Annotated in this window: 23 protein-coding genes and 1 tRNA gene; 6 read left to right on the forward strand and 18 right to left on the reverse strand. The window is 66.0% G+C overall.

Translation table 11 applies throughout. From position 1 onward, the window contains the following. Positions 1-5: 5 nt before the first annotated feature. The 15 genes from FBY30_RS02185 to FBY30_RS02255 all read right to left on the reverse strand — a co-directional run bounded on the left by FBY30_RS02185 (position 6) and on the right by FBY30_RS02255 (position 17,157). Complete coding sequence (locus FBY30_RS02185) at positions 6-1,352, reverse strand: MFS transporter (protein ID WP_142131005.1); 1,347 nt, start codon at positions 1,350-1,352, stop codon at positions 6-8. 101 nt (positions 1,353-1,453) lie between these two features. Continuing rightward, entirely contained in the window at positions 1,454-2,221 is a 768-nt protein-coding gene (locus tag FBY30_RS02190; RefSeq protein WP_142131006.1) for an SDR family NAD(P)-dependent oxidoreductase, read from the reverse strand. Positions 2,222-2,279: 58 nt separating this feature from the next. After that, positions 2,280-3,233: a 3-hydroxyacyl-CoA dehydrogenase family protein gene (locus FBY30_RS02195; protein WP_142131007.1), complete on the reverse strand. Its 954-nt coding sequence runs from the start codon at positions 3,231-3,233 to the stop codon at positions 2,280-2,282. Then, positions 3,230-3,724 carry a ribose-5-phosphate isomerase gene (locus tag FBY30_RS02200; protein WP_056331217.1) on the reverse strand — a complete coding sequence of 165 codons (495 nt, stop codon included), beginning with the start codon at positions 3,722-3,724 and terminating at the stop codon, positions 3,230-3,232. The genes FBY30_RS02195 and FBY30_RS02200 overlap by 4 nt, the downstream gene beginning before the upstream one ends. Positions 3,725-3,734: 10 nt before the next feature. Then, on the reverse strand, positions 3,735-5,456 hold the full coding sequence (gene dhaL / locus FBY30_RS02205) for a dihydroxyacetone kinase subunit DhaL (RefSeq protein ID WP_142131009.1): 1,722 nt from the start codon (positions 5,454-5,456) through the stop codon (positions 3,735-3,737). A gap of 38 nt (positions 5,457-5,494) precedes the next feature. Further along, positions 5,495-6,493 (reverse strand): sugar phosphate isomerase/epimerase family protein, encoded by a 999-nt coding sequence (locus FBY30_RS02210; RefSeq protein WP_142131010.1) that lies wholly within the window; start codon positions 6,491-6,493, stop codon positions 5,495-5,497. Between the two features lie 140 nt (positions 6,494-6,633). Continuing rightward, a complete protein-coding gene (locus FBY30_RS02215; protein WP_142131012.1) occupies positions 6,634-7,323 on the reverse strand; it encodes a GntR family transcriptional regulator in 690 nt (229 codons plus the stop codon). A gap of 110 nt (positions 7,324-7,433) precedes the next feature. Further along, positions 7,434-8,210, reverse strand: coding sequence for an SDR family NAD(P)-dependent oxidoreductase (locus FBY30_RS02220; protein WP_142131013.1), 777 nt, complete (start codon positions 8,208-8,210; stop codon positions 7,434-7,436). Positions 8,211-8,219: 9 nt separating this feature from the next. After that, positions 8,220-9,569, reverse strand: a complete 1,350-nt coding sequence (locus FBY30_RS02225; RefSeq protein WP_142131014.1) for an MFS transporter — start codon at positions 9,567-9,569, stop codon at positions 8,220-8,222. A gap of 177 nt (positions 9,570-9,746) precedes the next feature. Next, complete coding sequence (locus FBY30_RS02230) at positions 9,747-10,478, reverse strand: FadR/GntR family transcriptional regulator (RefSeq protein ID WP_142131015.1); 732 nt, start codon at positions 10,476-10,478, stop codon at positions 9,747-9,749. A gap of 185 nt (positions 10,479-10,663) precedes the next feature. Next, positions 10,664-11,566 carry a succinate--CoA ligase subunit alpha gene (sucD, locus tag FBY30_RS02235; RefSeq protein ID WP_142131017.1) on the reverse strand — a complete coding sequence of 301 codons (903 nt, stop codon included), beginning with the start codon at positions 11,564-11,566 and terminating at the stop codon, positions 10,664-10,666. Between the two features lie 10 nt (positions 11,567-11,576). Continuing rightward, positions 11,577-12,746 carry an ADP-forming succinate--CoA ligase subunit beta gene (sucC, locus tag FBY30_RS02240; protein WP_142131019.1) on the reverse strand — a complete coding sequence of 390 codons (1,170 nt, stop codon included), beginning with the start codon at positions 12,744-12,746 and terminating at the stop codon, positions 11,577-11,579. A 224-nt stretch (positions 12,747-12,970) separates the two neighbouring features. Next, entirely contained in the window at positions 12,971-13,678 is a 708-nt protein-coding gene (locus tag FBY30_RS02245) for a hypothetical protein (RefSeq protein ID WP_235009306.1), read from the reverse strand. A 23-nt stretch (positions 13,679-13,701) separates the two neighbouring features. After that, positions 13,702-16,260, reverse strand: a complete 2,559-nt coding sequence (gene pcrA / locus FBY30_RS02250; RefSeq protein WP_142131020.1) for a DNA helicase PcrA — start codon at positions 16,258-16,260, stop codon at positions 13,702-13,704. 66 nt (positions 16,261-16,326) lie between these two features. Continuing rightward, on the reverse strand, positions 16,327-17,157 hold the full coding sequence (locus FBY30_RS02255; RefSeq protein ID WP_142131021.1) for an inositol monophosphatase family protein: 831 nt from the start codon (positions 17,155-17,157) through the stop codon (positions 16,327-16,329). Positions 17,158-17,189: 32 nt separating this feature from the next. Here FBY30_RS02255 and FBY30_RS02260 point away from each other — a divergent pair, with 32 nt between their 5' ends. After that, positions 17,190-17,816 carry a hypothetical protein gene (locus FBY30_RS02260; RefSeq protein ID WP_142131023.1) on the forward strand — a complete coding sequence of 209 codons (627 nt, stop codon included), beginning with the start codon at positions 17,190-17,192 and terminating at the stop codon, positions 17,814-17,816. On the opposite strand, the gene FBY30_RS02265 is transcribed toward FBY30_RS02260, so the two are convergent. After that, positions 17,813-18,580 (reverse strand): DUF998 domain-containing protein, encoded by a 768-nt coding sequence (locus FBY30_RS02265; RefSeq protein WP_142131024.1) that lies wholly within the window; start codon positions 18,578-18,580, stop codon positions 17,813-17,815. The genes FBY30_RS02260 and FBY30_RS02265 overlap by 4 nt on opposite strands. An 83-nt stretch (positions 18,581-18,663) precedes the next feature. Between FBY30_RS02265 and FBY30_RS02270 the strand changes: the two genes are divergently transcribed. The 3 genes from FBY30_RS02270 (at position 18,664) to FBY30_RS02280 (ending at position 19,639) form a co-directional block, all read left to right on the forward strand. Further along, positions 18,664-18,736, forward strand: a tRNA-Arg gene (locus FBY30_RS02270). A gap of 1 nt (position 18,737) precedes the next feature. Then, positions 18,738-19,226 (forward strand): DUF6314 family protein, encoded by a 489-nt coding sequence (locus tag FBY30_RS02275; RefSeq protein WP_200830620.1) that lies wholly within the window; start codon positions 18,738-18,740, stop codon positions 19,224-19,226. Next, on the forward strand, positions 19,223-19,639 hold the full coding sequence (locus FBY30_RS02280) for an NUDIX hydrolase (RefSeq protein WP_142131026.1): 417 nt from the start codon (positions 19,223-19,225) through the stop codon (positions 19,637-19,639). The genes FBY30_RS02275 and FBY30_RS02280 overlap by 4 nt, the downstream gene beginning before the upstream one ends. A gap of 21 nt (positions 19,640-19,660) precedes the next feature. Here the strand turns inward: FBY30_RS02280 and FBY30_RS02285 are convergent, their stop codons facing one another. Together FBY30_RS02285 and FBY30_RS02290 are read right to left on the reverse strand one after the other, a co-directional pair. Beyond that, positions 19,661-21,574, reverse strand: a complete 1,914-nt coding sequence (locus FBY30_RS02285) for an ABC transporter ATP-binding protein (RefSeq protein ID WP_142131027.1) — start codon at positions 21,572-21,574, stop codon at positions 19,661-19,663. Positions 21,575-21,576: 2 nt separating this feature from the next. Beyond that, positions 21,577-23,238: an ABC-F family ATP-binding cassette domain-containing protein gene (locus FBY30_RS02290; protein WP_142131028.1), complete on the reverse strand. Its 1,662-nt coding sequence runs from the start codon at positions 23,236-23,238 to the stop codon at positions 21,577-21,579. Between the two features lie 273 nt (positions 23,239-23,511). Between FBY30_RS02290 and FBY30_RS02295 the strand changes: the two genes are divergently transcribed. Next, entirely contained in the window at positions 23,512-24,243 is a 732-nt protein-coding gene (locus tag FBY30_RS02295; protein WP_142131030.1) for a hypothetical protein, read from the forward strand. Further along, positions 24,240-24,977, forward strand: coding sequence for a hypothetical protein (locus FBY30_RS02300; RefSeq protein WP_142131031.1), 738 nt, complete (start codon positions 24,240-24,242; stop codon positions 24,975-24,977). Before FBY30_RS02295 ends, FBY30_RS02300 begins: the two co-directional genes overlap by 4 nt. The last annotated feature ends 190 nt before the right edge of the window (positions 24,978-25,167 follow it).

Below are 25,167 nucleotides of genomic sequence, written 5' to 3' on the forward strand. Positions count from 1 at the left end.
CCCGCTCAGTCGAGCAGGTCGTCGGCCTTGTTCTTGAACCGCCGGGTGGCGAACATCATGGCCGCCGCTACGAACGGCATGATACCCAGGGCATAGACGCCCATGGACCCGGTGGGCGACTGGGTTGCCTCGTTGACGGCGGTCCGGAGGATGGGAGCCACGAAGCCGCCCAGGTTGCCCAGGGAGTTGATCAGGCCGATGCCGGCGGCAGCAGCTGAACCCGCGAGGAACGCGGTGGGGTAAGCCCAGACCACAGGACCGACGGCCAGGAAGCTGCAGACTGCCAGGGTAATGAAGATCATGCCCAGCACCGGCTGGTGGTTGGTTCCCGCCCAGGCAGACCCGAAGATGCACAGACCGGTGGAGATGAACAGGATGGTGCCGAACTTACGGCGCTTGGCTACGGTGTCGGCAGCCTTTCCGATGAAGTAGCAGGAGAAGATCCCGAAGAACCATGGGACGGCAATCAGCAGGCCGACGGCGAGCCCCACCTTCTGCCCGGTCAGCGAGGACACCTGCTGCGGCAGGAAGAACGTCACGCCATAGACCGCGATCTGGAGGCAGAAGTAGATGATGGTGAAGTACCAGACGCGGCCGTTGCGCAAGGCCGCGAGGATGCCGCGCGGGCCGTGCTCATCCTTGACGGTGTCCTCCAGCGCCATGACTTCCTTCAACGCGTATTTCTCGTCATTGCTGAGGAACTTGGCCTTTTCCGGGCCGTTGATCAGGAAGAAGAAAGCAGCAATGCCTGCCAGGACGGCCAGGAGGCCTTCGACGAAGAACATGACCTGCCAGCCGCGCAGGCCGGGCACTTGGTCGCCGATGTTGATCAACCAGCCCGACAGCGGGTTGCCGATCATCTGGGAGAACGGCTGGGCCAGGTAGAAGATGGCGAACATCTGCACGCGCACCTTGTTGGGGAACCATTCAGCCAGGTACATGATCACGCCGGGAAACAGGCCGGCTTCGGTCACGCCCAGGAGGAACCGCAGGATTACGAACGAAGTCTCGCCCTGCACGAAGGCGAAGCACGCCGAGACGATGCCCCAGGTGATGGCGATGCGTGCCAGCCAGATCTTGGCGCCGACCTTCTTGAGCAGCAGGTTGCTGGGGATCTCGAAGATCGCATAGCCAATGAAGAAGATGCCGGCGCCCAGGGCGAAGGCCGCGGCGGACACACCCTTGTCTGTTCCCAGCGCCGCCTCGGCAAAGCCGACGTTGGTGCGGTCCAGGAACGAAACGACGTACAGGATGACCAGCATCGGCATGAGCCGGCGGGCCGCCTTGAAGATCGCGGACTTCAGGACCGGACGGGCCAGAAGCTCCTTGGATGTTGCGGTGGTTTCGGACACAACACTCTCCTTCGAGTGGTGACGTTGGTAATTCCCGCGGGCCGGCGGCCCGCGGGCTTTGTTTTGGCATTCAGCTATGTGGTTGGCGGTAGCTGGTGCCGTTAGTGCATGTACAGCCCGCCGTCGACATTCAGCGTCTGGCCGGAGATGTAACCGGCGTCCTCGCCGATGAGGAAGGAGATGGCCGCGGCGATGTCGCGGGTGGTGCCCACCCGGTTCACCACCAGGTCCTTGACCAGCTCATCCTTGCGTTCCTCGCTGAGGGTGCCGCCCATGATGTCCGTGTCGATCGGACCCGGCGAGATGGCGTTGACGGTGATGTCGTACTCACCCAGTTCGCGGGCGGTGGCACGGGTCAGGCCGATGACACCGGCCTTGGCCACCGAGTACGGGGTCTTGCTGAAGGTTCCGCCGCCGCGCTGTGCGGAGACGGAGGAGATGTTGACGATCCGGCCCAGCCGGTTCCTGGCCATCGATTCGGCTGCCCGGCGGGTGGCATAGTGGACGCCGTTCATGTTGATGTTGATGACGCGGTCCCACTCGGCGCTGTCGAGTTCCAGGTAGGGCACCGGTGAGCTGACGCCGGCGATGTTGGCCAGGGCCACCAGCTGCGGCAGTTCGGCTTCGATCTCGTCGATGGCGGCCCGGACCGACGCTTCGTCGGCCACGTTGGCGCCGGCACCGTGGGCCTTGACGCTGTGCTTCCCGGCAAGTTCCTTGGCCACTGCTTTGCAGGCGGCGTCATCGAGGTCGATCACGCCGATGTTCCAGCCGCGCTCGGCCAGGTAGTCGGCGGTGGCACGGCCGATGCCGCGCTCGGAGACTGCGCCGGTAACGATCACCGTGCGGTCTGCGGGGAATGCTGTCATGAAGTGTTCCTTCTAAAGGGGGTGGTGTGGTCCCGGAAAGCGTTGCGGTCCGAAAAACTCAGGACAGCGGGGCCGGGCCCAGTTCCTCGATGAGCTTCTGCATGGCGACGTACGCCTTGTTCCGGTAGGCAACCAGGGCTGCGGTGCGGTCGGCGGGGACGTCGAGGAAACCGGAGCCTGTCTTGGTGCCAAGCTGGCCGGCGTCGACCTTTTCCTGCAGGATCTTCGGGGTGGCGAACCGTTCCGGGAAGCCGGTCTGCAGCGACTTGTAGCAGAAGGCGTAAACGTCCAGTCCTGCCATGTCGGCGATGGCAAAGGGGCCGAAGAACGGCAGCCGGAAGCCGAAGGTGGTGCGGACCAGGGTGTCCACGTCCTCCGCGCTGGCGATGCCTTCCTCCACCACCTGGGCCGCCTCGTGGAAGAGGGCGTACTGGAGCCGGTTGAGCACGAAGCCGGTGACGTCCTTGACGGTGGCGGTTTCCTTGCCGGTCTCCCCCACAATGGTGCGCGCCGCCTGCACGGTGGCCTCGGAGGTTCCCTCGTGCGGGATGACTTCCACGCCGGGGATGAACGGTGCCGGGTTGGAGAAGTGGACGCCCAGGAAGCGCTCCGGGTTTTCCACTACCTCGGCCAGTTTGGCAATGGAGATGGTGGAGGTGTTGGAGCCGATGATGGCGTCCGGGCGGGCTGCGGCGCTGATCCGGCCCAGGGTGGCGTGCTTGATCTCGAGGACTTCCGGCACGGCCTCCTCGATGTACTCGGCGCCGGACACTGCTTCTTCGATGTCTTTGGCTGCCCAAAGGTTTTCCTTGAGCAGGTCCGTGGCGTTGGCCGGGAAGAGGCCCGCCGCAACGAACTCGTCGGATTCCGTCAGCAGCCGTTCGTAGTTTCCCTGTGCGATTTCGGCGGAGACGTCCGCCAGGGCCACGCGGGCTCCGGCGAGTGCCAGGACCTGGGCGATTCCGCCGCCCATGTAGCCGGAGCCGACGACGGCGATGTTACGGGTGCTCATTTGGTTTCAAGTCCTTCCGACGCGCCCTCATAGGAGCAGATGGCGTCTACTTTGGCCGCGGATGCGGAGTTTTCATCAAAGCGGTAGTTGAGCCACTCGCCTACCAGCTTCTTGGCAAGTTCCAGGCCGATGACGCGCTGGCCCATGGTCAGCACCTGCGCGTTGTTGGACAGCACGGAGCGTTCCACGGAGTAGCTGTCGTGGGCGGTGACCGCGCGGATGCCCGGTACCTTGTTGGCCGAAATGGCCACGCCCAGGCCGGTGCCGCAGATCAGCAGCGCGCGGTCCGCTTCTCCGGCGGCCACCTTGCGGGCTGCTGCAACGGCCAGGTGCGGGTAGGCGGTGGAGTCGTCGGCGCCGACTCCTACGTCCTCCACCGAGGCAACGCGGGGGTCCGCCTCCAGAAGTTCGCGCAGGGCGTTCTTGTATTCAACGCCTGCTTCGTCGTTGCCGACGACGATGCGCCAGCCTGGCTGGGTGTTCTCGGTCATGATGTTCTCCTTAGGAGCTTTCGATGGTGGCGGCGTAGTCGGCCACCCTGCGGGCGATGAGTCCGAAGGACACGGCCCCGGGGTCCGGATGGCCCAGGCTCTTTTCCGCCAGCGGCCGGGCCCGGCCTTTCTTCGGGCTGAGCTCGGCAGTTGCGTCAGCGGCCTTTGCCGCCGCCTCCGCTGCTGCACGAAGGCTGGCAGCCAGGCTGTCGCCGTCGTCAATTGCCTTGCTGAAGGTGTCGGCGAACGGAAGCAGCGCGTCCACCATGGTCTTGTCCCCTGCTTCCGCCTTGCCCAGGGTGACGATGGCGTCACGGAGGGCGTTGACGGCTGCCGCTGCGTCTGCGGAAGTGTAGGAGTCCTTGCTGCCGAGGGTCTTTCCAACCGCGGTGACGGCCGCGCCCCAGAGGGCCCCGGAGGTGCCACCTGCGCGCTCGGCCCACTGCTCCCCCGCCGCGGCGAGGAGTTCCTCGAGCCCCGCGCCGGCAGCGTGGGACTTTTCGGCGGCGGCAACGGCGGCATCAACGCCGCGGCGCATGCCAATGCCGTGGTCGCCGTCCCCGGCGATTGCGTCCAGCTTGCCGAGTGTTTCTTCGTGTTCGACGACGACGGCCTGAGCTTCCTTCAGCGCGTCCAGGGCCGTGGCGGCCAAGGCAGTCGACGCAGGGGTGGCGGCCAGCACCGGCGCCGTCCCGGCCTCCGCGAGGGACTCCACAGACCGTGCGCGCCGGGGAGCCAGGTTGCCCTTGCGGAAGGCAGGGGTGTCAGCCGGCGCGGACCAGAACTTCTCCAGTTCCTCATCCAGCCAGAACAGCGTCAGGGACAGGCCGGACATGTCCAGGCTGGTGACCAGTTCACCGCACTCGGGCTCAACGATCTCCAGTCCGGCTTCGGTGAGCAGGGCCTCGACCTTGCCGAACAGCAGGAACAGTTCGTCGTACTTGACCGTTCCCAGGCCATTGAGGATGGGTGCCACCCGGCGGCCCGCAGTGTCCGGCTTGTCCTTCAGCAGACCGTCCACCAGCAACTTGGCAAGCTCGCTGGCGGTAGGCAGTGGCTGTTCGGAGATGCCCGGTTCGCCGTGGATGCCCAGGCCCACCGACATCATGCCTTCGGGGACAGTGAACAACGGCTCCTCGGCTCCGGGAAGGGTGCACCCGGCGAAGGCCACACCGAGCGAACGGGTGTGGTGGTTGGCCTTGATGGCGAGCCGCTCCACCTCGTCCAGGTCCAGGCCCGCTTCTGCTGCCGCCCCGGCCACCTTGAAGACGGTGAGGTCTCCGGCGATGCCCCGGCGCTTGCCAATTTCTTCGAGCGGAGCGCTGGCGATGTCATCGGTAACCAGGACGGTCCGGGTTTCAATGCCCTCGGCGTTCAGCTTCTCCTGCGCCTGGCCGAAGTGGAGCACGTCCCCCGCGTAATTGCCGTAGCTCAGCAGGACGCCGCCGCCGGTCTGCGATGCCTTGGCAACGCGGTACACCTGCCCCGCGGAGGGGGAAGCAAACATATTGCCGCAGGCGCTCCCGGCAGCGAGTCCGGCGCCCACCAGGCCGGCGAAGGCCGGGTAGTGGCCGGATCCGCCGCCGATGACCACTGCCACCTGGCCCTCGGGTGATTCGGTGGAGCGGACCACACCGCCGTCAACGCGGGCCACGTACTGGCGGTTGGCGGCGACGAAGCCGTCGAGGGCGTCGTCTGCGAACTGCGCTGGATCGTCAAATATCTTTGTCATGATTCCTCGTCGAACCGGTTGTCGGTTGGGATGCCGGGTTAGCGGGCCGGAACTGCCGCCGGGGTTTGCCGGCCCTGGGCCACCAGGCTGGTGCCCAGCGCGTAGCCTTCGCGCTTGGGCAGGACCTGGCGGCGCAGGTAGTCCTGGTTGGTGGCGGTGACGCTCAGGCCGTCGCCACCGTAGTGTTCGGTGCAGATGATGCCCTGGAAGCCAACGGAGATGGCGAACTGGAAGGCCTCGCGGTAGCTGATGAGGCCGGATTCCATGGGGGCCGGCATGGCGACGTACTGGTCCCGTGCCTGGTCCTCATCGCGGATGTAGTTCTTGACGTGCCAGTAGTTGGAGTACGGCAGGGTCTTGTGCACCACTTCGCGCCAGTCCTCGATGGGACGGTGAAGGCGAATCAGGTTGCCCAGGTCCGGGTTCAGGCCGACGTTGGGCAGGTCGATGTCCTGGACCAGCTGCACGGAGGAATCGGCCGTCCCCAGGTAGGTGTCCTCGTACATCTCCAGCGATACCAGGAGGCCGAGTTCCGCGGCGTGCTTGCCCACTTCACGGATGCGGGTGACGGCGTTGTTCCACGTTTCCTTGTCCCCCGCCGGATCCTTGTGGCCTTCAACGGTCCAGAACCACAGCTGCTTCTGCTGCTCGGGGGTGATGGCCTGGTGCAGGCCGATCGACACGACCTCGCAGCCGAGGTGCGCTGCGGCTTCGAGGGTGCGGTGGGTGTAGGCCAGGTTGTCTTCCCAGTTGGCCTCCTCGATGACGCTGCGGCGGATGGCGGAGATGGAAGGCAGTCCAAGACCGGCGGCGGTGGCGGCGGACTTCAACTCATCGAGGCGGGCGGGCGAGAGGTCGCCGGGGCGAACCCAGCTGTCGGTGAGGTCGGCGTTGGTGAAGCCGGCGTCGGCCACTTCCTCGAAGACCATCTGCCAGTCGCTGGCGGGGGCGTCCTGCACGGTGGTTCCATCGGGCCTGGTTCCCGGGAACTGCAGCAGGGCGGCGGCGATGGGCCAGTTTTCAGCGGTGTACGGCATTGTCACTCCAGATCTAAATCGCATTTCCTATAGGATCTACGCTGCTTGTGTTCCCTGTCAAGGGCCTGTTTGTTATGCCTGCTCAGCGCAGGGTTGAGGGCGGCGGCAGCGCACCGCGAGCGTGCGCCAGGGCGGAACTGCTAGCTGCGAACTTCGCTGTCGTGCTGTGAGCGCTGCTTGACGCCCTCAATATGGTCGATCATTTTTTGCCGGGCCAGTTCGGCGTCGCCTGCCTCAAAGGCCTTGAGGATTTCGGTGTGCTCGGCGATGGCATAGTCGGCGTCGGTCACGCCCAAGCCGCCGAAGAAGCGGAAACGCTGTACCTGGCCGCCCAGCGCATTGTAGGCGGACAGCAGGAACTGGTTGTCCGCGAATTCTGCGATGAGGCGGTGGAAACGTTCATCGGCTTCCCAGTAGGCGCGGAATTCGGCGAAGGACGGACCGCGGGGGGCTGCCTTCAGGTCTTCGATGGCCTGTTGCAGCTGCTCGGTCAGTTCCGGATCCGCGTGCTTGCAGGCCATGAAGGCGTTGGCCGGCTCGATTACCAGCCTGGCGTCCATGAGGTCTGCCAGCTCTTCCGGCGAGAACAGTGGCGCTACGCGGTAACCGCGCAGAGCCATCCTCCGGACCATTCCGGTGGCTTCCAGCCGGGCGAGCGCCTCCCGTACTGGTGTTGGGGAAACGTCAAGTTCCCGCGCCATCCCGTCGATGCTGACGGGTGTACCGGCCTCCAGCCGGCCGTCCATCAGGGCAACAAGAAGCGCTTCATAAACGTGGTCGGCGAGGACCTGCCTGCTCACGCCGCCAGCGGCCTGCTTCTTGGTTGCCATGTAGAAATCCTATAGCCGGGAGAGGCTCGCAAACGCGAGTGTTAAGGGCACAGCGCCCTGAAGGGGCCGGGCCGCCGTGGGCAGCCCGGCGCCTTCAGGCTCGGGGGGTCCTAGGAGACCTGCAGGCCGCCGTTGATGTCATAGGTGGCGGCCGTGATGTAGCCGGCGTCCGCGCTGAGCAGGAACGCAATCAGCGCGGCCACTTCCTCGCGGGTGCCTACGCGGCCCATCATGATCCCCTCGGACATCTGGGCCTTGCGCTCTTCAGTCAGGGTCCCGCCCATGATGTCGGTGTCGATCGGGCCAGGCGCGATGGCGTTCACGGTGATGTTGTGCTCGCCCACTTCGCGGGCCAGGGCACGCGTGAACCCGAGAATGCCGGCTTTGGAGGCGCTGTAGGCAACCTTGGAGTAGGTGCCCCCGCCGCGCTGGGCGGAAATCGAGGAGATGCTGACGATCCTGCCCAGCTCCCGCTCGATCATGCCCTTGAGTACCCGCTGCGACACCAGGAAGGTGCCGCGCATGTTGATGGCAAAGACCTTGTCCCATTCAGCAACCGTGGTTTCCATGAAGGGGGTGGGCGAGCTGATGCCGGCGAGGTTGACCAGTCCAACGATCGGCGGAAGTGCCTGCTCGATCTCCGTGATGGCGCGGTCCACGGATGCTTCGTCCGAGACGTCCGCGCCGACGCCGATGGCCTTGACGGCCCGGCTGGAGCCGATTTCCGCGGCGGCGGCCTTGGCGTCTTCGGCATTGATGTCCAGGATGGCGATGGACCAGCCCTCGCTTGCCAGGCGGTCGGCCGTTGCGCGGCCAATGCCGCGGGCCGATGCGGCCCCGGTGAGGACTGCGGTGCGTTCTGCGGGGAATGCGTGCTGAGTTGTCATTGGTATGTCCTAGTGGGTTTCGGCGGCAGGAACGGTGGCACCGGGTGCGGAGACACCTTCAGGCCGCTTGCGTGCGTAAAGGTAGGTGGCGGCTGCCGTCACGGCGAGGCAGGCGGCCAGGAAGACCAGGCCGGTCTGGCTGTTTCCGGTGGCGTCCTTGAGGATGCCCACGATGTAGGGGGCCACGAAGCCGCCCAGGTTGCCGAGCGAGTTGACCATGGCCAATCCCGCCGCGGCCGCAGCCCCGGTGAGGGCGGCGGAGGGCATTGCGAGGAACGGTGCGATGGCCGAGTAGATGCCCATCGCCGCGAGGGTCAGGAACACCATGGCGAGTACCGCGTTGACCGGCAGCAGGAAGCCTGCACCCAGGAGGCCGACGGCGGCGAGCACCATGCTGATGCTGGCGTGCCAAACGCGGTTCCCGGTACGGTCCGAGCGCTTGCTCCAGAAGTAGACGAACACTGCCGCGATGGCGTACGGAATGAAGACGATGAATCCAACCTGCGTTGAGTCGAACGATCCGAGCGCCTTGACGATGGTGGGCAGCCAGAGGCCGAGCCCGTAGATTCCGCAGACCAGCCCGAAGTACAGCGCGGAGTAGGCGATGGTGCGGGAGTCCTTCAAGCCTGCAAGGAAGTTGTGGTTTCCGGTTTTCTGCTTGTCAGCCAGCTCCGCGTTCATGGTGATGGAGAGCCACTCGCGCTCTTCCGGCTTGAGCCATTTGGCGTGCTCGGGGCGGTCCGTCATGACGAAGGGCGTGATGATGCCCAGGATGATCGCGGGGATGCCTTCAAGGATGTAGAGCCACTGCCAGCCGTGCAGGCCGGCCACGCCTTCCAGGTTCAGGAGCATGCCGGACACGGGAGCGCCGAGGGCGTTGGAGATGGGTTGGGCCAGGATGAAGATGCCCAGCACGGTCACGCGCTGCGCTGCCGGGAACCAGAGGGTCAGGTAGAAGAGGATGGCGGGGAAGAAGCCGGCTTCGGCAGCACCAAGGAGGAAGCGGATGACGTAGAAGGTGGCTTCGCCGTTCACCAGGAACATGGCCGTGGCGAAGATGCCCCAGCTGATCAGGATGCGGGCAATCCATTTGCGGGCGCCGAAGCGGTACATGCCGCCGTTGCTCGGGATTTCCAGCAGGGCGTAGCCCAGGAAGAAGATGCCTGCACCCAGGCCGTAGGCGGCTTCGGTCAGGCCGATGTCCCCCTGCATGCCGAGCTTGGCGAAGCCTACGTTGTTCCGGTCGAGGTAGGCAATGAAGTAGAGCAGGACGATCAGGGGCATGAGCCTCCGGCGAACCTTGCGGAGGGTGGTCTCGCCCAGTTCGCTGAGTGCGGGGGCGGCGGCACGGGAGGTCATCGCGTACCTGCCGCTTCTGTGTGGGGACCCTTGAAAAGGGAATGCGCGCGCATGAAGACTCCTTTGGCTGGCGGCATTTTGCGGGGATGCTGATATCAGATGTCTGATGTCTGACTGAGATTGTAGTCACAGGGGAAGGCGAGCGTCAACACAGGAGTGTTGGAGCAGAAGGGCCTCTTAGCCGGCAGTGGCTTCCGTGCGGCTGGACATGGCAAGGAACTGCTCGTAGTCCTCGAAGGTCTGGGTGATGTGCGCGTCCATGGTGGAGCGGGCAGTGGCAGGGTCGCCGGCGGCAATGGCAGCGAGGACCATCTTGTGGTGGTGGATCGCGTGGCGCTGGACGTCCGGGAACGCCGATGTCTCCCGCCGCATGGCATACAGCAGCGTGGACAACTGGCCCAGCAGGGCCGGCACAAAGGGGTTGCCCGAAGCGCGCAGGACTGTGTCATGGAAGGCGATGTCCGCCACGGTGAGGGCGTCAACATCGCCTGACTGGTGCGCTGCTTCCATCCGGTCCACGCTGTCTTGCAGGGCTGCGAGATCGGCCGGCCGGTGGCGGGAGGCGGCAAGTTCAGCGGCCCCGGTCTCCACCATGCGGCGGACTTCAAGGAGCCGCAGCGCTACCTGGTCGGAGGCCACTCCCCTGGAGGCTGCCTGCATGATGGCGTCCATGCCGGTCCATCGTTCCGGAGGGTTGACGAACGTCCCGAGCCCACGCCTTACGTAGACCACGTTTTGGGCCTTCAGGACGTTCATCGCTTCACGTGCCGTCAGCCTGCTGACCCCGGACTCCTTGGCAATGTCAGCTTCAGGCGGAAGGGCGTCGTCGGCCTTAATCTCACCGCTGAGGATGTGCTCCAGGACTTTATCCACGACGGCGTCGACCAGGCTGCGTCGCTTTTCTGCCATCGTCCATCCCCTGCCTGGGCGCGCGGCGCCCCCTGATTTGCCTTACTCAACATTACTCGACGCCCTCGGTCAGCCGCCCGCCGTCGTCGTTTGCTGAACCGCCGTGTTAAACAAGCAGACGCGGGGCCTCCCCGTGCCGGCCTCCTTGAAGACCGGGCTGGGGTGACCCCGCGCCGTGCGTACTGCTAGAGGGCTGAGTAGACCTCGCGGAGCAGCTTGGCGGTCTCGGAAGGCGTCTTGCCAACCTTCACGCCGGCTGCCTCAAGGGCTTCCTTCTTGGCCTGGGCCGTACCGGCGGAGCCGGAGACGATGGCGCCTGCGTGGCCCATGGTCTTGCCTTCGGGGGCGGTGAAGCCAGCCACGTAGCCGACAACCGGCTTGGTGACATTGGCCTTGATGAAGTCGGCCGCGCGCTCTTCTGCGTCGCCGCCGATTTCGCCGATCATGACGATGGCCTTGGTCTCGGGGTCAGCCTCGAACGCGGCCAGGGCGTCGATGTGGGTGGTGCCGATGATGGGGTCGCCGCCGATGCCGATGGCGGTGGAGAAGCCCAGGTCGCGCAGTTCGTACATCATCTGGTAGGTCAGCGTGCCGGACTTGGACACCAGGCCGATGGGGCCCTTGCCGGTGATGTTGGCGGGGGTGATGCCAACCAGTGCTTCGCCGGGGGTGATGATGCCGGGGCAGTTCGGGCCGATGATTCGGGTGACCTGGTTGCCGTCGGCGTCCACCTTGGACTGGGCCAGGGCCCAGAATTCGGCGGAGTCCTGGACGGGAACGCCTTCGGTGATGACCACGACCAGGCCGATGCCGGCCTCGATGGCTTCAACCACGGCGTTCTTGGTGAATGCCGGCGGCACGAAGACGATGGAGACGTCGGCGCCGGTTTCAGCCATGGCTTCCTTGACGGTGCCGTAGACGTTGATTTCCTTCTCGCCGTGCAGGACCGTGGTGCCGGCCTTGCGGGCGTTGACACCGCCAACGATGTTGGTGCCGGCCTTGAGCATCAGGGCGGTGTGCTTGGTGCCTTCGCCGCCGGTGATGCCCTGGACGATGACCTTGGAGTCCTTGTTGAGGTAGATAGACATGGTGCGTCCCTTACTTAGCTGCGTTGGCGAGCTCGGCGGCCTTGTCGGCGCCCTCGTCCATGGTGGCGGCCAGGGTAACCAGCGGGTGGTTGGCCTCGGTGAGGATGCGGCGGCCTTCCTCGACGTTGTTGCCGTCGAGGCGGACTACCAGCGGCTTGTTGGCGGAGGTGCCCAGCTCGGCCAGTGCACCGACGATGCCCTTGGCGACGGCGTCACAGGCGGTGATGCCGCCGAAGACGTTGACGAACACGGACTTGACCTGCTCATCGCCCAGGATGACGTCCAGGCCGGCAGCCATGACTTCTGCCGAGGCTCCGCCGCCGATATCCAGGAAGTTGGCGGGCTTGACGTTGCCGTGGTTCTCGCCGGCGTAGGCAACGACGTCGAGGGTGGACATGACCAGGCCGGCGCCGTTGCCGATGATGCCCACTTCGCCGTCCAGCTTCACGTAGTTGAGGTCCTGCGCCTTTGCCTTGGCCTCAAGCGGGTCAGCTGCGTCCTTGTCCTCAAGCTGTGCGTGCTTGGGGTGGCGGAAGTCGGCGTTCTCGTCCAGGGAGACCTTGCCGTCGAGGGCCAGGATGTCACCGTTGCCGGTCTTGACCAGCGGGTTGACCTCCACCAGGGTGGCGTCTTCCTTCTTGAAGACGTCCCAGAGCTTGAGGATGACGCCGGCAACCTTGCCGCGCAGTTCCTCGGGGAAGCCGGCGGCTGCGACGATTTCGTCGGCCTTGGCCTGGTCGATGCCCACGGCGGGGTCGATGGCGATCTTGGCCAGCGCTTCGGGGCGTTCGACGGCGAGCTGTTCGATTTCCATGCCGCCTTCAACCGAGCACATGGCCAGGTAGTTGCGGTTGGCCCGGTCCAGCAGGACGGAGAAGTAGTATTCCTCGGCGATGTCCGCACCCTGGGCAATCATCACCTTTTTGACGGTGTGGCCCTTGATGTCCATGCCCAGGATGTTGGAGGCGTGTTCAAATGCCTCGTCGGCGGACTTTGCCACCTTGACGCCGCCGGCCTTGCCGCGGCCGCCTACCTTGACCTGTGCCTTGACAACGGTAACGCCGCCGATCTTCTCGGCAGCTGCCTTTGCTTCTTCTGGGGTGTACGCCACGATGCCGGCAAGCACGGGTACACCGTGCGCCTCGAACATATCGCGCGCCTGGTATTCAAACAGGTCCACGGTTTAGTGTCCTTCTACGTCGAAGTAGTTTCGGTACAGTCGGGCACCATCGAAGAGACGATGACCGGGCTGCGGATTGCACGCACCGGCGGCCTGTCTGGAAACGAGCCACGCGGCGTAATGCTCCATGGGGAACTCTAGTCCTTTGGAGGGACCGGGCCGTCCCAGACTACCTCTTATGTGAGTAAGCACACTATTCTATGGGGCGTAGAAAAACCGCGGATTTACGGGGTTTTTGGGGCCTCCGGCTGGGCTTTCGGGCTGTTTGCGGGCGGCCCGGCGATCAGTTCGTAACGTTCGGGGGAAACGAAAAATCCGACGCCGGCGGAGACGTTTCCGCACGCCACTCCCCCGTTGTAGGCGGAGCAGCGCAGCCCGTTGCGTTCCAGGGTCTGGCCGTCCGGAAGCACGGGCAACTGGGTCAGTGGGCCCGCTTTGGTTCCCTTGGGTCCATAGGTTGCTTCCATGGATGTGACGCCGGAGCGGCATTCCCCGTACCCGGCGCTTTCCGGGACCAGCAGCGCAACTCCACCCAGGTAGCCCAGGTGGGTCCCGGCACAGTCGTCCTTAATGTCGCCCGGTTGCGGTGCCGGGTAGGTGGCCAGCTCGCAGTGAGCCACAGGAACGATGGGCAGCTTGTTGTTGGCGGAGTCGGTGTAGCGGTTCTGCTCATAGGGAAGGTTCAGGTGCTCGCCGCGGGCAGAGGTGAGTGAGCAGGCGACGGTCCCGTCCGCGGTAATGAAGGAGAGGACGTCGGTGCCGCTCGAAAACGCCTTCGCCTCCGCCAGGGGCGCTTTCTCAAGCTGTTCCATGGGCTTCAGCGGGGCGGGCGGGACATAGCCGGGATCCTTGGTGGTTACGCTGCACCCCGTGGCAGTGATGCAGAGAAGGGCTGCGAGCATCCCCCAAATAGTCCGTCGCATGGCCTCCATTATGCCCCGGGACGGGGCCCGCTTTAGGCGTCCAGCTTAGTCAGCGGCGCGTACCGGAGCAGCAGCCGCTTCTCGCCGACATCGAACTTGACCTTGGCTACGGTCTTGTCCCCCGCACCTTCCAGCGCCAGGACAGTCCCGTTGCCAAAGCTGGTGTGGTTGACCTTGTCCCCTACGCTGACCGCGATGATTTCCTTCTGCGGCTGCACCCGGTTCTTGGCGATGAAGGCCGGAACATCGGCGTTGAAGCCGGCCGAGGAGTCCGCAGCTGCACCGCGGGCCGTGCCTGCTCCCCAGAAGGACCCGCTGTATCGGCCGGACCCGATGGAGCCGCCGCCCCAGCCGCCGGCCTGCCTGCTGGTTCCCTCCCGTTTCCATTCCAGGAGTTCCGCGGGGATTTCCTCCAGGAACTGACTGGCTGGGTTGTACTGGCTCTGGCCCCACATGCTGCGCACTTCGGACCGGGTGACGTACAGGCGCTTGCGGGCACGCGTGAGGCCCACGTAGGCCAGCCGGCGTTCCTCCGCCAGTTCCTTGGGATCTGTGGCGGATCGCTGGTGCGGGAAAAGCCCATGCTCCATTCCGGTAAGGAACACCACCGGGAATTCCAGGCCCTTGGCAGTGTGCAGGGTCATGAGCGTCACCACGCCCAGCCGCTTGGCCTCGGCCACGGCTTCGTCGATGTCCGCGCCGGGGGCATCCGGGATCTGGTCGGCGTCCGCCACCAGGGACACCTGTTCCAGGAATGCCGCCAGCGACCCTTCCGGATTTTCCTGTTCGTACTCGCGCACCACGGCCACGAGCTCGGCCAGGTTCTCCACACGGGATTCGTCCTGCGGATCGGTGCTGGAGCGGAGCGCGGCAAGGTAGCCGGTCTGTTCCAGGACGGCTTCGAGTGCTGCGGCAGCCCCGGACCCGGCGGCTACCTCAGCTAGGTCATCGAGCATTTTCACGAAGCCCAGCACGGCGTTGACGGAACGGGTGGCCATTGCCGGTGCCTGGTCCGCCCGGCGCGCCGCGGCCATGAAGGATGTCCGCTCCCGCTCGGCCAGGGCTGCGATGGCTCCTTCGGCGCGGTCGCCGATGCCCCGCTTTGGCTCGTTCAGCACCCGGCGGAGGTTGACGTCGTCGTCCGGGTTCACCAGGACGCGCAGGTAAGCCAGGGCGTCCTTGATCTCCTTGCGCTCGTAGAAGCGCGTGCCGCCAACAACCTTGTATGGCAGGCCCACGCGCACCAGGACGTCTTCAATGGAGCGGGACTGCGCGTTGGTGCGGTAGAAGATGGCGACGTCACCGGGGCGCAAGTTTTCCTCGTCCTGGAGCCTGTCGATCTCCTTGGCAATGAACTGCGCTTCGTCGTGCTCGTTTTCGCCGACGTACCCAATGATCTTGTGGCCTTCGCCCTCGGCAGTCCACAGGCGCTTTTCCGGCCGGTTGGGGTTGCGCGAGATCACGGAGTTGGCGGCGCTCAGGATGTTCTGGGTGGAACGGTAGTTCTGTTCCAGCTTAATGGTCCGGGCTTCCGGGTAGTCCTTTTCGAACTCCACGATGTTCCGGATGTCCGCGCCGCGGAAGGCATAAATGGACTGGTCCGAGTCGCCCACCACGGTGAGTTCCGAGGCTCCCGGCCCTTCCCCCACAATCTCCCGCACCAGCGCGTACTGGGCGTGGTTGGTGTCCTGGTACTCGTCCACCAGGACATGGCGGAACCGGCGCCGGTAGGACTCGGCCAGCGCAGGGAAGGCCCGGAACATGTAAACCGTCTCGGCGATGAGGTCGTCGAAGTCCATGGCGTTGGCCTGGCGAAGGCGCTGGGTGTAGCCCTTGTAGACGTCCGCCACAGCGTGTTCAAAGGGGTCGTTGTAGTTGGCTGCCGAGGCAAAGGAATCGGCGTCGATCAGTTCGTTCTTCAGCGCCGAGATCTTGTGCTGGATGGCCTTGGGCGCAAACTTCTTGGGGTCCAGGTCCAGCGCCTTGGACACCTGGGTGACCAGCCGCAGGGAGTCGGCGGAGTCGTAGATGGAGAAGTTTGACTTCAAGCCAACGTTGGCCGCTTCCTGCCGGAGGATCCGGACGCAGGACGAGTGGAACGTGGAGATCCACATGATCTTGGCGCGCCCGCCCACCAGGGCCTCGATGCGTTCCCGCATTTCCGCCGCGGCTTTGTTGGTGAAGGTAATGGCCAGGATCTCGCCGTGGTGGGCCCGGCCGGTGGCGATCAGGTACGCGATCCTGTTACTGAGGACGCGGGTCTTGCCCGATCCGGCGCCGGCAACGATCAGCAGCGCCGACCCGCCGTGCTTGACGGCCTCCTCCTGCTGTGGGTTCAGCCCCTCCAGCAACTGGGCCGCGTCCGGGCGGTGGCCGCCATGGTGGTGGCCGCCGTCGTCGTGCCGGTTCCCGCCGTTCCGGTTGGCCTGCTGCCAGCCGCCGGACTGGTGCTGCCCATCCATGCCGGAGCCCGGTATTCCGCCCGGCCCGGCCGTGGTGGCAACCCCCTCCGGCCCCGTCCTGGTGCGGGCGGTAGCGGCGGGAGCGGCCTTGAACGGTCCGTCAGAGTACGGGTCAAACAACATATCCATGGTGCCTACAAGTCTAGGCGGTGGGACCGACAACGCCTTCCAGCCTGTGGATTACTGCCGTGATTCTTAAGCCACCGACGCTGACTCAAGGGCTGCACGCAACTGGCGTACCGCCGTCGTTCCTCCTGCTATGAACCACTCGAGCCCGTTGACCCGGACGGTGTCCACGGCGCCTCCGGCCGCACGGACGATTGCCTTGCCGGGCAGCCAGTCCCACTCCGGGCAACTGTGCTGGAACCAGCACCCCAGCTGCCCGTCGGCCACCCTGCCCAGGTCGCAGGAACCGGAACCGAGCATGCGGAGGGACGCCGCGGAGGTGGCCGCAGCGTGCCACGGCATGGCGCACATGGGGTCCATCAGCCAGGTGGGGTGGATGTAGGTGGCCGCACCAAGTTCCGCGACAGCCGTGCTGTTGCGCTTGCCGCCGCCATCGGAAAAGGAGGTCAGCGCTTGGCCGTTCAGGGTAGCGGGCCTGTTGTGCCCGCCCAGCCACAACTTGTCCTCCTCAGGCTGGAAAACCGCGCCCAGCAGCACGTCGCGGCGGTCCTTGAGGGCGATGGCTGAACACCAATAGGTGGAGCCGTGCAGGAAGTTATAGGTGCCGTCCACGGGGTCGATCACCCAGGTACGCCCGCTGGTGCCCTGGACGGAGGCGCCTTCCTCGCCCAGGATGCCGTCCTCGGGCCGGCAGCGCCGCAGCTGCTCCAGCACGTAGGCCTCGGCGGCGTGGTCAGCTGCCGTCACGACGTCGGACACGGAGGTCTTCTGCTCCGACTCCAGGCCGGCCATGCGCATGAGGAGCGCCAGCTGTCCGGCTTCACGGACCAGCGCCGCCGCCAGTTCGTAGTCGTCCAGTGCGGGGTCAAGAACAGCTGCGCTGTGTCGGCCAGTGGTCATGGGTTCAGTTTATGGGGCGGGATAATGGTGCCATGGCCAAAACCCCTGCCCAGCGGATCAAGAAGCACGGCGCCAACGCGGCCGTGCCGCAGCATCACCTGCCACCGGTGGTCAACCCCACCACGACGCGCACACCGGAGAAGGCGCAAGGCAACAGCAATCTCATCGTGATTGCCGGGGTGGTGGCCAGCCTGTTCCTGTTCTGGTACCTGCACCTGCTGACCCTGAACCAGATGACGCAGCTCTCGGACGGCCAGGCCATGCCGGATTCGCTGGTGGGTGGGTTCGATGCCGGCTACATCGCCCGGTTGCAGGGCGCCATGAACGGCGACGCCCTGGGCCAGCTGAGCTACGTCCACAAGACCGCCGGGACACTGTTCCCGCTGATCTTCGGCTTCACGTGGCTGCTGCTGATCGGAACCAACGTAGCGAAGAAAGCCTTGCGGTGGGCCCTCTGGGCGCTTCCCATGCTGTTCGTCGTGGTCCGGCTGTGGGGCAACGTGGCCATTGACGCCATGATGGGTACGCCGGGTCCCGACGCCGGGCAGGTTGCCTTGGCGTCCGGCCTCACCATTGCCGGGTGGGTGCTTTTGGTGCTGAGCCTCCTGGCCGGCGCCGCAGGGGTGTTCCTCAACAGCCGGAGGCGGAAGGACCGCTAAACGGCAGCTGTCCCCGCGGCCGCAGCCCGCCGTTCCTTGCGGTGCCGGTGCACGCGCTGGGCAATAACCAGGCCTGCGGCAGCCATGCCCACCGTCACCGGATATCCCATCAGCCGTTCCAGGGTCCCGGGCTCGGGGACCATCATGCGGGTGAGGCCCCCGGTCGCCGTAGCTGCCAGCGACACACCCCCGCACACCAGGAGGAACCACGCCATGGGGGTTTTGCGCAGCCAGAGCAGGCCGAGCACCAGCAGGGCGGCCCCGCCGGTGATGAAGTACGTGATGGCACCGGCGTAGTGCCAGGGCGATCCGAGGTCTTCCGGGACCAGCCCCACCACCACGGTTCCGGCTCCGGCCGCTCCGGTAAGCAGCCGGACCGCCGTCGCTGCAAGCCAGGGCTTCCGGCGGCGCCAATCTACCTTGGTGCCGGGCCGGGCCGCCACACGGAGCAACCCCGACGTCAGCAGCACCGCCCCCAGCAGCAGCCCCAGGCCCTGGACCACGAACGAGGCATTCATCAGCCAGTTCAAGGGTGAGCAGACATCCCGCCCGGAATAGGCGCCGCAGTGAAGCGCACCCAGGTCGCTGATGTATCCGGTCCGCAGGTCATAGGGACGGGGCCCGGCCCACGCCACAGCCACCACTGCCTCCGCGAGGAAATACTGCAGCACGCTCAAAACAGCCCAGGCCCCGATGTAATGCCGGGTGGACGCAACGTTCGGGATGAAGGCGGCGGCGGGAGCGGCAGTGGCGGCTGGACTCATGCCTTGAGCGTAGTACGGCCCCGCACCTTGTATGCTTGTAACCGTGTCCGGACGGACCGGCCCCGCCGAACCACCGGATGCCCGCCCTCGTAGCTCAGTGGATAGAGCACGGCTCTCCTAAAGCCGGTGTCGTTGGTTCGATTCCAATCGAGGGCACTTGAACTCCAGTTCCCCGGAGCCCAGCCTCCGCGATTACCTCCTCGGCAGCCTGGCGGCCAGCCCTGAACGCCGCCCCGGACACGAAGCCCGGTGGCGGGTGGAGCGGGACCTGCTGGACAGGGCGGACGGCACCCGGGGAACCTTTTCCGGCGTCGTCCTTTACACCCCAACAGACGACGGCGGCCTTGCCCTCCGCGAAGAAGGCACCATGTGCTGGCCTGCTTTCACCGGCCCCGCCTCGCGCGAGTACGTCCTGAAGCCCGCGGCGCGGACGGACGCGCTGGACGTGTTCTTCCCGGACGGCAGGCCGTTCCACCGCATGAGCTTCACCCCTGATGCCAGCCTGGACACCCACTGGTGCGATCCGGACACCTACCGCGTGTCCTACACCCACCAGGGCCCGGACGTGTTCAGCTACAGCTGGGATGTGAAGGGACCCCGCAAGGACCTGCTGCTGGTCTCACACCTGGAAAGGATCCCCGAGTGAAGGACCGGATCGTGGTGTCCGCCGTCTGTGTCTTCGACGACGCCGGACGCCTCCTGACCGTGCGGAAACGGGGAACGGCAATGTTCATGCACCCCGGCGGCAAGCCGGAACCGGGCGAAACCGCCGTTCAGGCTGCCGCCCGCGAGCTCGCCGAAGAGGTGGGCATCGTGGTCCGTCCGGAGGACCTCGACCTCATGGGCGTCTGGATCGCCGACGCCGCGAACGAGGCCGCCACCGACATCGAAGCCACCGTCTTCATCGCCCCGGGCACATGGGAGGCCACTCCCGCGGCTGAAATCGCCGAGATCCGGTGGCTGGACATCAGCGCGCCGGCGGGTGCGGCCCTCCCCCACGACCTCGCGCCGCTGCTGACGGACCACATCCTGCCCCTGCTGGCGGCGCGGGCGGTCTGAGAAACAGCCTGCGGCCGGCCCCTAGAACTCGGGGACGGACTCCTGCGCCACCGCCGTGGCCTCGGCAAACTGCGTCCGGTACAGCTCGGCGTAGCGGCCGTCGGCAGCCAGCAGTTCCGTGTGGGTTCCGCGTTCCACGATTCGGCCGCCCTCCACCACCAGGATGGCGTCGGCTGCGCGGACGGTGGAGAGCCGGTGCGCAATCACGACGGCGGTCCGGCCCTCGAGTGCGGCGCCCAGGGCTGCCTGCACGGCGGCTTCGTTCGTGGAGTCCAGTGCCGCGGTGGCCTCGTCGAGGATGACGACGCGGGGCTGGGCGATCAGGAGCCGGGCGATGGTCAGCCGCTGGCGTTCGCCGCCCGAAAGCCGGTAGCCGCGCTCCCCCACCACCGTCTCCAGCCCGTCCGGCAGGGACCTGATCATGGCCTCCAGCCGGGCCTGCCGCAGGACGTCCCACATGTCCTCATCGGTGGCGTCGGGACGGGCCAGCCGGAGGTTGGAAGCGATGGTCTCATGGAACAGGTGGCCGTCCTGGGTGACCATGCCCAGGGTGTCCCGGAGCGAATCGAAGGTGGCGTCCCGGACGTCCAGTCCGGTCCCCGGCGTGGTGCCGCCAAGACGCACGGCGCCGGAGTCGACGTCGTACAGCCGCGACAGCAGCTGGGCGATGGTGGACTTGCCGGCACCCGAGGAGCCCACCAGGGCCACCGTCTGCCCGGGTTCCACCCGGAAGCTGACGCCGTGCAGCACCTCCTCGCCGCCGCGGGTGTCCAGGGTGGAGACTTCCTCCAGGGAGGCCAGCGAGACCTTGTCCGCCGAGGGATAGGCGAACCGGACGTTGTCGAACTCCACGGACACGGGTCCGGCCGGAACCGGAACGGCGTCGGGCTTCTGCTGGATGAGCGGCTTCAGGTCCAGGATCTCAAAGACCCGTTCAAAGCTGACCAGCGCGCTCATGACTTCCACGCGGGCGTTGGAAAGGGCTGTCAGCGGAGCGTAGAGACGGGTCAGGAGGAGCGCGAGGACCACCACGTCACCGGGCGCCAGCTGGCCGCCCAGGGCGAGCCAGCCGCCCAGGCCGTAGACCAGCGCGAGTGCGAGCGCCGAGACCAGGGTCAGGGCCGTGACAAAAGTGAACTGCAGCATCGCCATGCGGACGCCGATGTCGCGGACGCGGCCGGCGCGGGCCGCGAACTCGCGGGATTCCTCGTCCGGGCGGCCGAACAGCTTCACCAGGGTGGCGCCCGGCGCGGAGAACCGTTCCGTCATCTGGGTGCCCATGGCGGCGTTGTGCGCTGCTGCTTCCCGGCGCAGGTCCGCCAGCTTGGAGCCCATCCGCCGGGCCGGGATCAGGAAGATCGGCAGCAGCACCATGGCGAGGACAGTCACGAGCCAGGACTTGTTGAGCATCACGACCAGGGTCAGAATCAACGCCACGGAGTTGCTCACGACGCCGGACAGGGTACCGGCAAAAGCGGACTGTGCCCCAATGACGTCGTTGTTGAGGCGGCTGACCAGTGCTCCTGTCCGGGTGCGGGTGAAGAAGGCGATGGGCATGCGCTGCACGTGGTCGAACACCCTGGTGCGCAGGTCCACGATGACGCCTTCGCCGATGGTCGAGGACAGCCAGCGGGTCAGCAGTCCCACTCCCGCTTCGCCCACGGCCACGATGGCGATCAGCACGGCCAGCCAGATCACGGTACCGGCATCGGTCTTGGCGATGATGGCGTCAACCACCTGGCCGGCGAGCACCGGGGTGGCGACGGCCAAAACGGCCGCCGCGATGGAGGAGAGCACGAAAGCGATGAGCTTGCCCTTGTGCGGGGCAGCGAAGCCCAGCACCCGCTTCAGGGTTTCCTTCGAGAACGGCTTGGAAGCGCTCTTTGCGGTGCTGATGTTGTAGAGCGAGCTCCAGGCCACGCGGTCCATGCTCATGGTTACTTCTCCTGGCTTGCAGTGTGGTGGAGTTCCTGGACTTTTCCGTTGTCCAGGTGCCACCGGTAGTCGAGTCGAACGTTTTCCAGCAGGCGGCGGTCGTGGGTGACCAGCAGCAGTGCCCCGTCGTAGCTTTCAAGGGCCTCTTCCAGCTGCTCGATGGCCGGCAGGTCAAGGTGGTTGGTGGGTTCGTCCAGCACCAGCAGGTTTACGCCGCGCGCCTGGAGCAGCGCCAGCGCTGCCCGCGTCCGTTCCCCCGGCGACAGGGAATCCACGGTCCGTGCGGTGTGGTCCGCCTTGAGGCCGAACTTGGCCAGGAGCGTGCGGACGTCGGCGCCCGTCCAGTCGTTCAACACCGCTTCGACGGCGTCGCCCAGCGGCAGCCGGCCGTCCAGCAGCCCGCGGGCCTGGTCAATTTCGCCGACGGCGACGGAGGCACCCATGGAGGCGTCGCCGTCGTCCGGTGCCTGGGTTCCCAGCAGGAGGCGCAGGAGGGTGGACTTGCCCGCCCCGTTGGGGCCGGTGATGCCCACGCGCTCCCCGCCGTTGAGCTGGAGGTTGACCGGCCCCAGGGTGAAGTCGCCTTGCCGTGCCACTGCGTTGCGGAGGGTGGCGACGACGGCGCTGGAGCGGGGTGCCTGGCCGATGCTGAACTGGAGCTGCCATTCCTTCCGGGGCTCCTCCACCACGTCCAGGCGGGCGATGCGCGACTCCATCTGCCGGACCTTCTGCGCCTGCTTCTCCGCAGACTCGGTACTGGCAGCGCGCCGGATCTTGTCGTTGTCCGGGTTCTTCTTCATCGCGTTCCGGACGCCCTGCGAGCTCCACTCGCGCTGTGTCCGCGCACGGGACACCAGGTCCGCCTTGGTGGAGGCAAACTCCTCATACTTTTCGCGGGCATGCCGGCGTGCGACGGCCCGTTCCTCAAGGAAGGCGTCGTAGCCGCCGTCGTAGACGGCCACGCTGTTCTGTGCCAGGTCCAGCTCCACCACCCGGGTGACGCATCGGGCCAGGAACTCGCGGTCATGGCTGACCAGCACCACTCCCCCGCGCAAACCGGTCACGAAGTTTTCAAGGGTGGCCAGGCCGGCGAGGTCAAGGTCGTTGGTGGGCTCGTCGAGCAGCACCACATCGAAGCGGCTCAGCAGGAGGGCGGCCAGGGCCACGCGTGCCGCTTGGCCGCCGGAAAGCCCCGTCATCAGGGCACCGGGACCCGCATCCAGGCCCAGGTCCGCGAGCACCGCCGGGATGCGGTCGTCCAAATCCGCGGCCCCGGAGGCCATCCACCGGTCGAAGGCACGGGAGTAGGCATCATCGGTTCCGGGAGCGCCTGAGCCCAGGGCTTCCGCCGTGGATTCCATCTCACGGGTCGCGTCGGCGCAGCCTGTCCGCCGGGCGATGTAGGCGGCCACCGTTTCACCGGGGATCCGCTCATGTTCCTGGGGCAGCCAGCCGACAAAGGCATCAGAGGGCGCAAGGCTCACTGAGCCTTCCTGCGGCTGGTCGACTCCGGCAAGGAGTCGCAGCAGCGTCGATTTTCCAGCACCGTTGGCGCCCACGACACCCACCACGTCGCCGGGGGCCACCGTCAGCGAGAGCCCTGAAAAGAGCACGCGGTGCCCATGGCCTCCCGAGACATCCTTGGCAACAAGGGTTGCAGTCATCGATTCGTCCTTTCGCCGCTGCCCGGGCAGCCATTGACGGCCGGCAGAGGCGGCAAAAACAGGGCCGCGGCGCCGCTGGGGCTGCTGGACATAGAAGAACCCGCTGGTCCGGACTTGGGGGGTGTACGGACCAGCGGGCTCGACCATCAACTATAGACGAATCTGGGCCAAGGGCAAAATCGGCCGTACGGCGCCCGCGCGACGCCGGCAGGGCGTTTGTCCGTGGCGGCACGGTAAAATCGTCCGGACCACCCATTCTGCAGAGAGTCCTCCATGACCCTTTCCGCCAAGGCGTTCCAGCGCTGGCTGCAAAGCATCGCACCCGATGCCAGCACCGCTGACGTCTGCCGGGTCTCGGGGATCAAGCGGACCACCCTCGCCCAGCAACTGGTCCGGGGCAAGGTCTCCGTGAGCACCGTGGTCAGCGTCAGCCGCGCCTACAACATCAATCCTGTTGCAGGGTTGGCCGGTTTCGACGCATACAGCGTCCTTTCGGGCCCGCAGCGCCCGCCTATGCGCAGCGAGCTGGTAAGCCAGATCTCCACGGCGGACCTTCTGCGCGCGCTCCTGGCGCGGCCGGCCATGGAGCCTGCAAGGGGAGCATCCACCCCCGCACTGGGTCCCACTCCGCACGCCACCTCAGTGAAGAACTGGGTTGATGCAATTGACGACGGCGAGGTCAGGCACCGCGTTTCGGCTGCCACCGGGGTGGCCCCGCAAAACTACTCCGCCCAGTTGACGGCAAACCGGCTGTCCCCCGAGCTCGCCGTGGCCACGGCACTGGCCGCCGGGGTTGGACCGGCCGGCGGCCTGGTGGCCACGGGCATCATCACCGAGGAAGAGGCGGGCTGGCCACCCGGGGCGCGGCAGGCGGCCCTGGAGAGCCTCTCGGACGGGGAGCTCACCGTACTGGCCGGGGAACGGCTTCAGGCATTGGGGAAAGTGCTGCGCCGGCAGGAGCAGGACCAAGCGCAGACAGAAAAGATATGGGAGAACCTGGGATGATCGAAACACTTCAATGGACCACGCTGGCGGTTTGCGCCCTCGTCTCGGTGGCCCGCATCCCCAGCACCCTCCGCGGCGAGAACCGCTCTCTGTTCGGCATCTTCGCCTCGATGACGCTGGCCATCCTGCTGAGCATCAATGGACCCTACCTTGTGATCGACCAGGCACTGGGCGGCATCAACCTGGCCAACCTGCTGCTGCGGTTCGTGATTTTCGGCGTCATCTTCTTCATGGGCATCCGCATTTCCCGGGGGTTCAGCGCGGAGAGCGCCCACCGGTACATCACCGGAAGGACCGGCATGCTGGTCCTCCTCGTTATCTCAGTTGTGATGGTGGCACTGTTTTTCTCCATGGACACTGCCGGCTCCTCGGCAGGCCTGAAAGCCGTCTCCGCCAAGGATGCCCGCCACTTTGCGCTGGTTGAGTACTACGGTGCAGCCGGCCGGGCCTACCCCGCCTACGTGGCCCTGGCATTGGTTCCGGCCTTGGTCCGGGCTGCGCAGGACCGCCTTCCGGTACTGGTGCGCATCGGCGCAGCGTTGCTGGCCCTGGGCGGCGTAGCGGTCGCCCTGACGCTGCTGTTCCCGGTGATTCCGCCCGAACTCGGCCAGATTGAGTTCATCATCAACTACACCGCCATCCTGTGTTTTGTCATCGGACTGGCCCTCATCTGGGCTGCACGCGTGGTCAACGGGCGGGGCGCGGCCCGTCAAAAGACATCTACCGAAACGTAACCTTCTGCGGCTTTCACAAAATCATTAGAATGTGAAACAATCATGAATGTGTGAAGGCGGGGCCGCCTGGCATTTTCGAACGGGGATAAATTCTGAAATGCCGGCCGCCCCGGGGGCCTTTGCGCACATTGGGGGGATGAGTGGTGGCGGATCGTTGGGGACCGCCCCCACTCAGCCTGTTTAACGGCTC

It is taken from the genome of Arthrobacter sp. SLBN-83 (genome assembly GCF_006715285.1).
Taxonomy (GTDB): domain Bacteria; phylum Actinomycetota; class Actinomycetes; order Actinomycetales; family Micrococcaceae; genus Arthrobacter.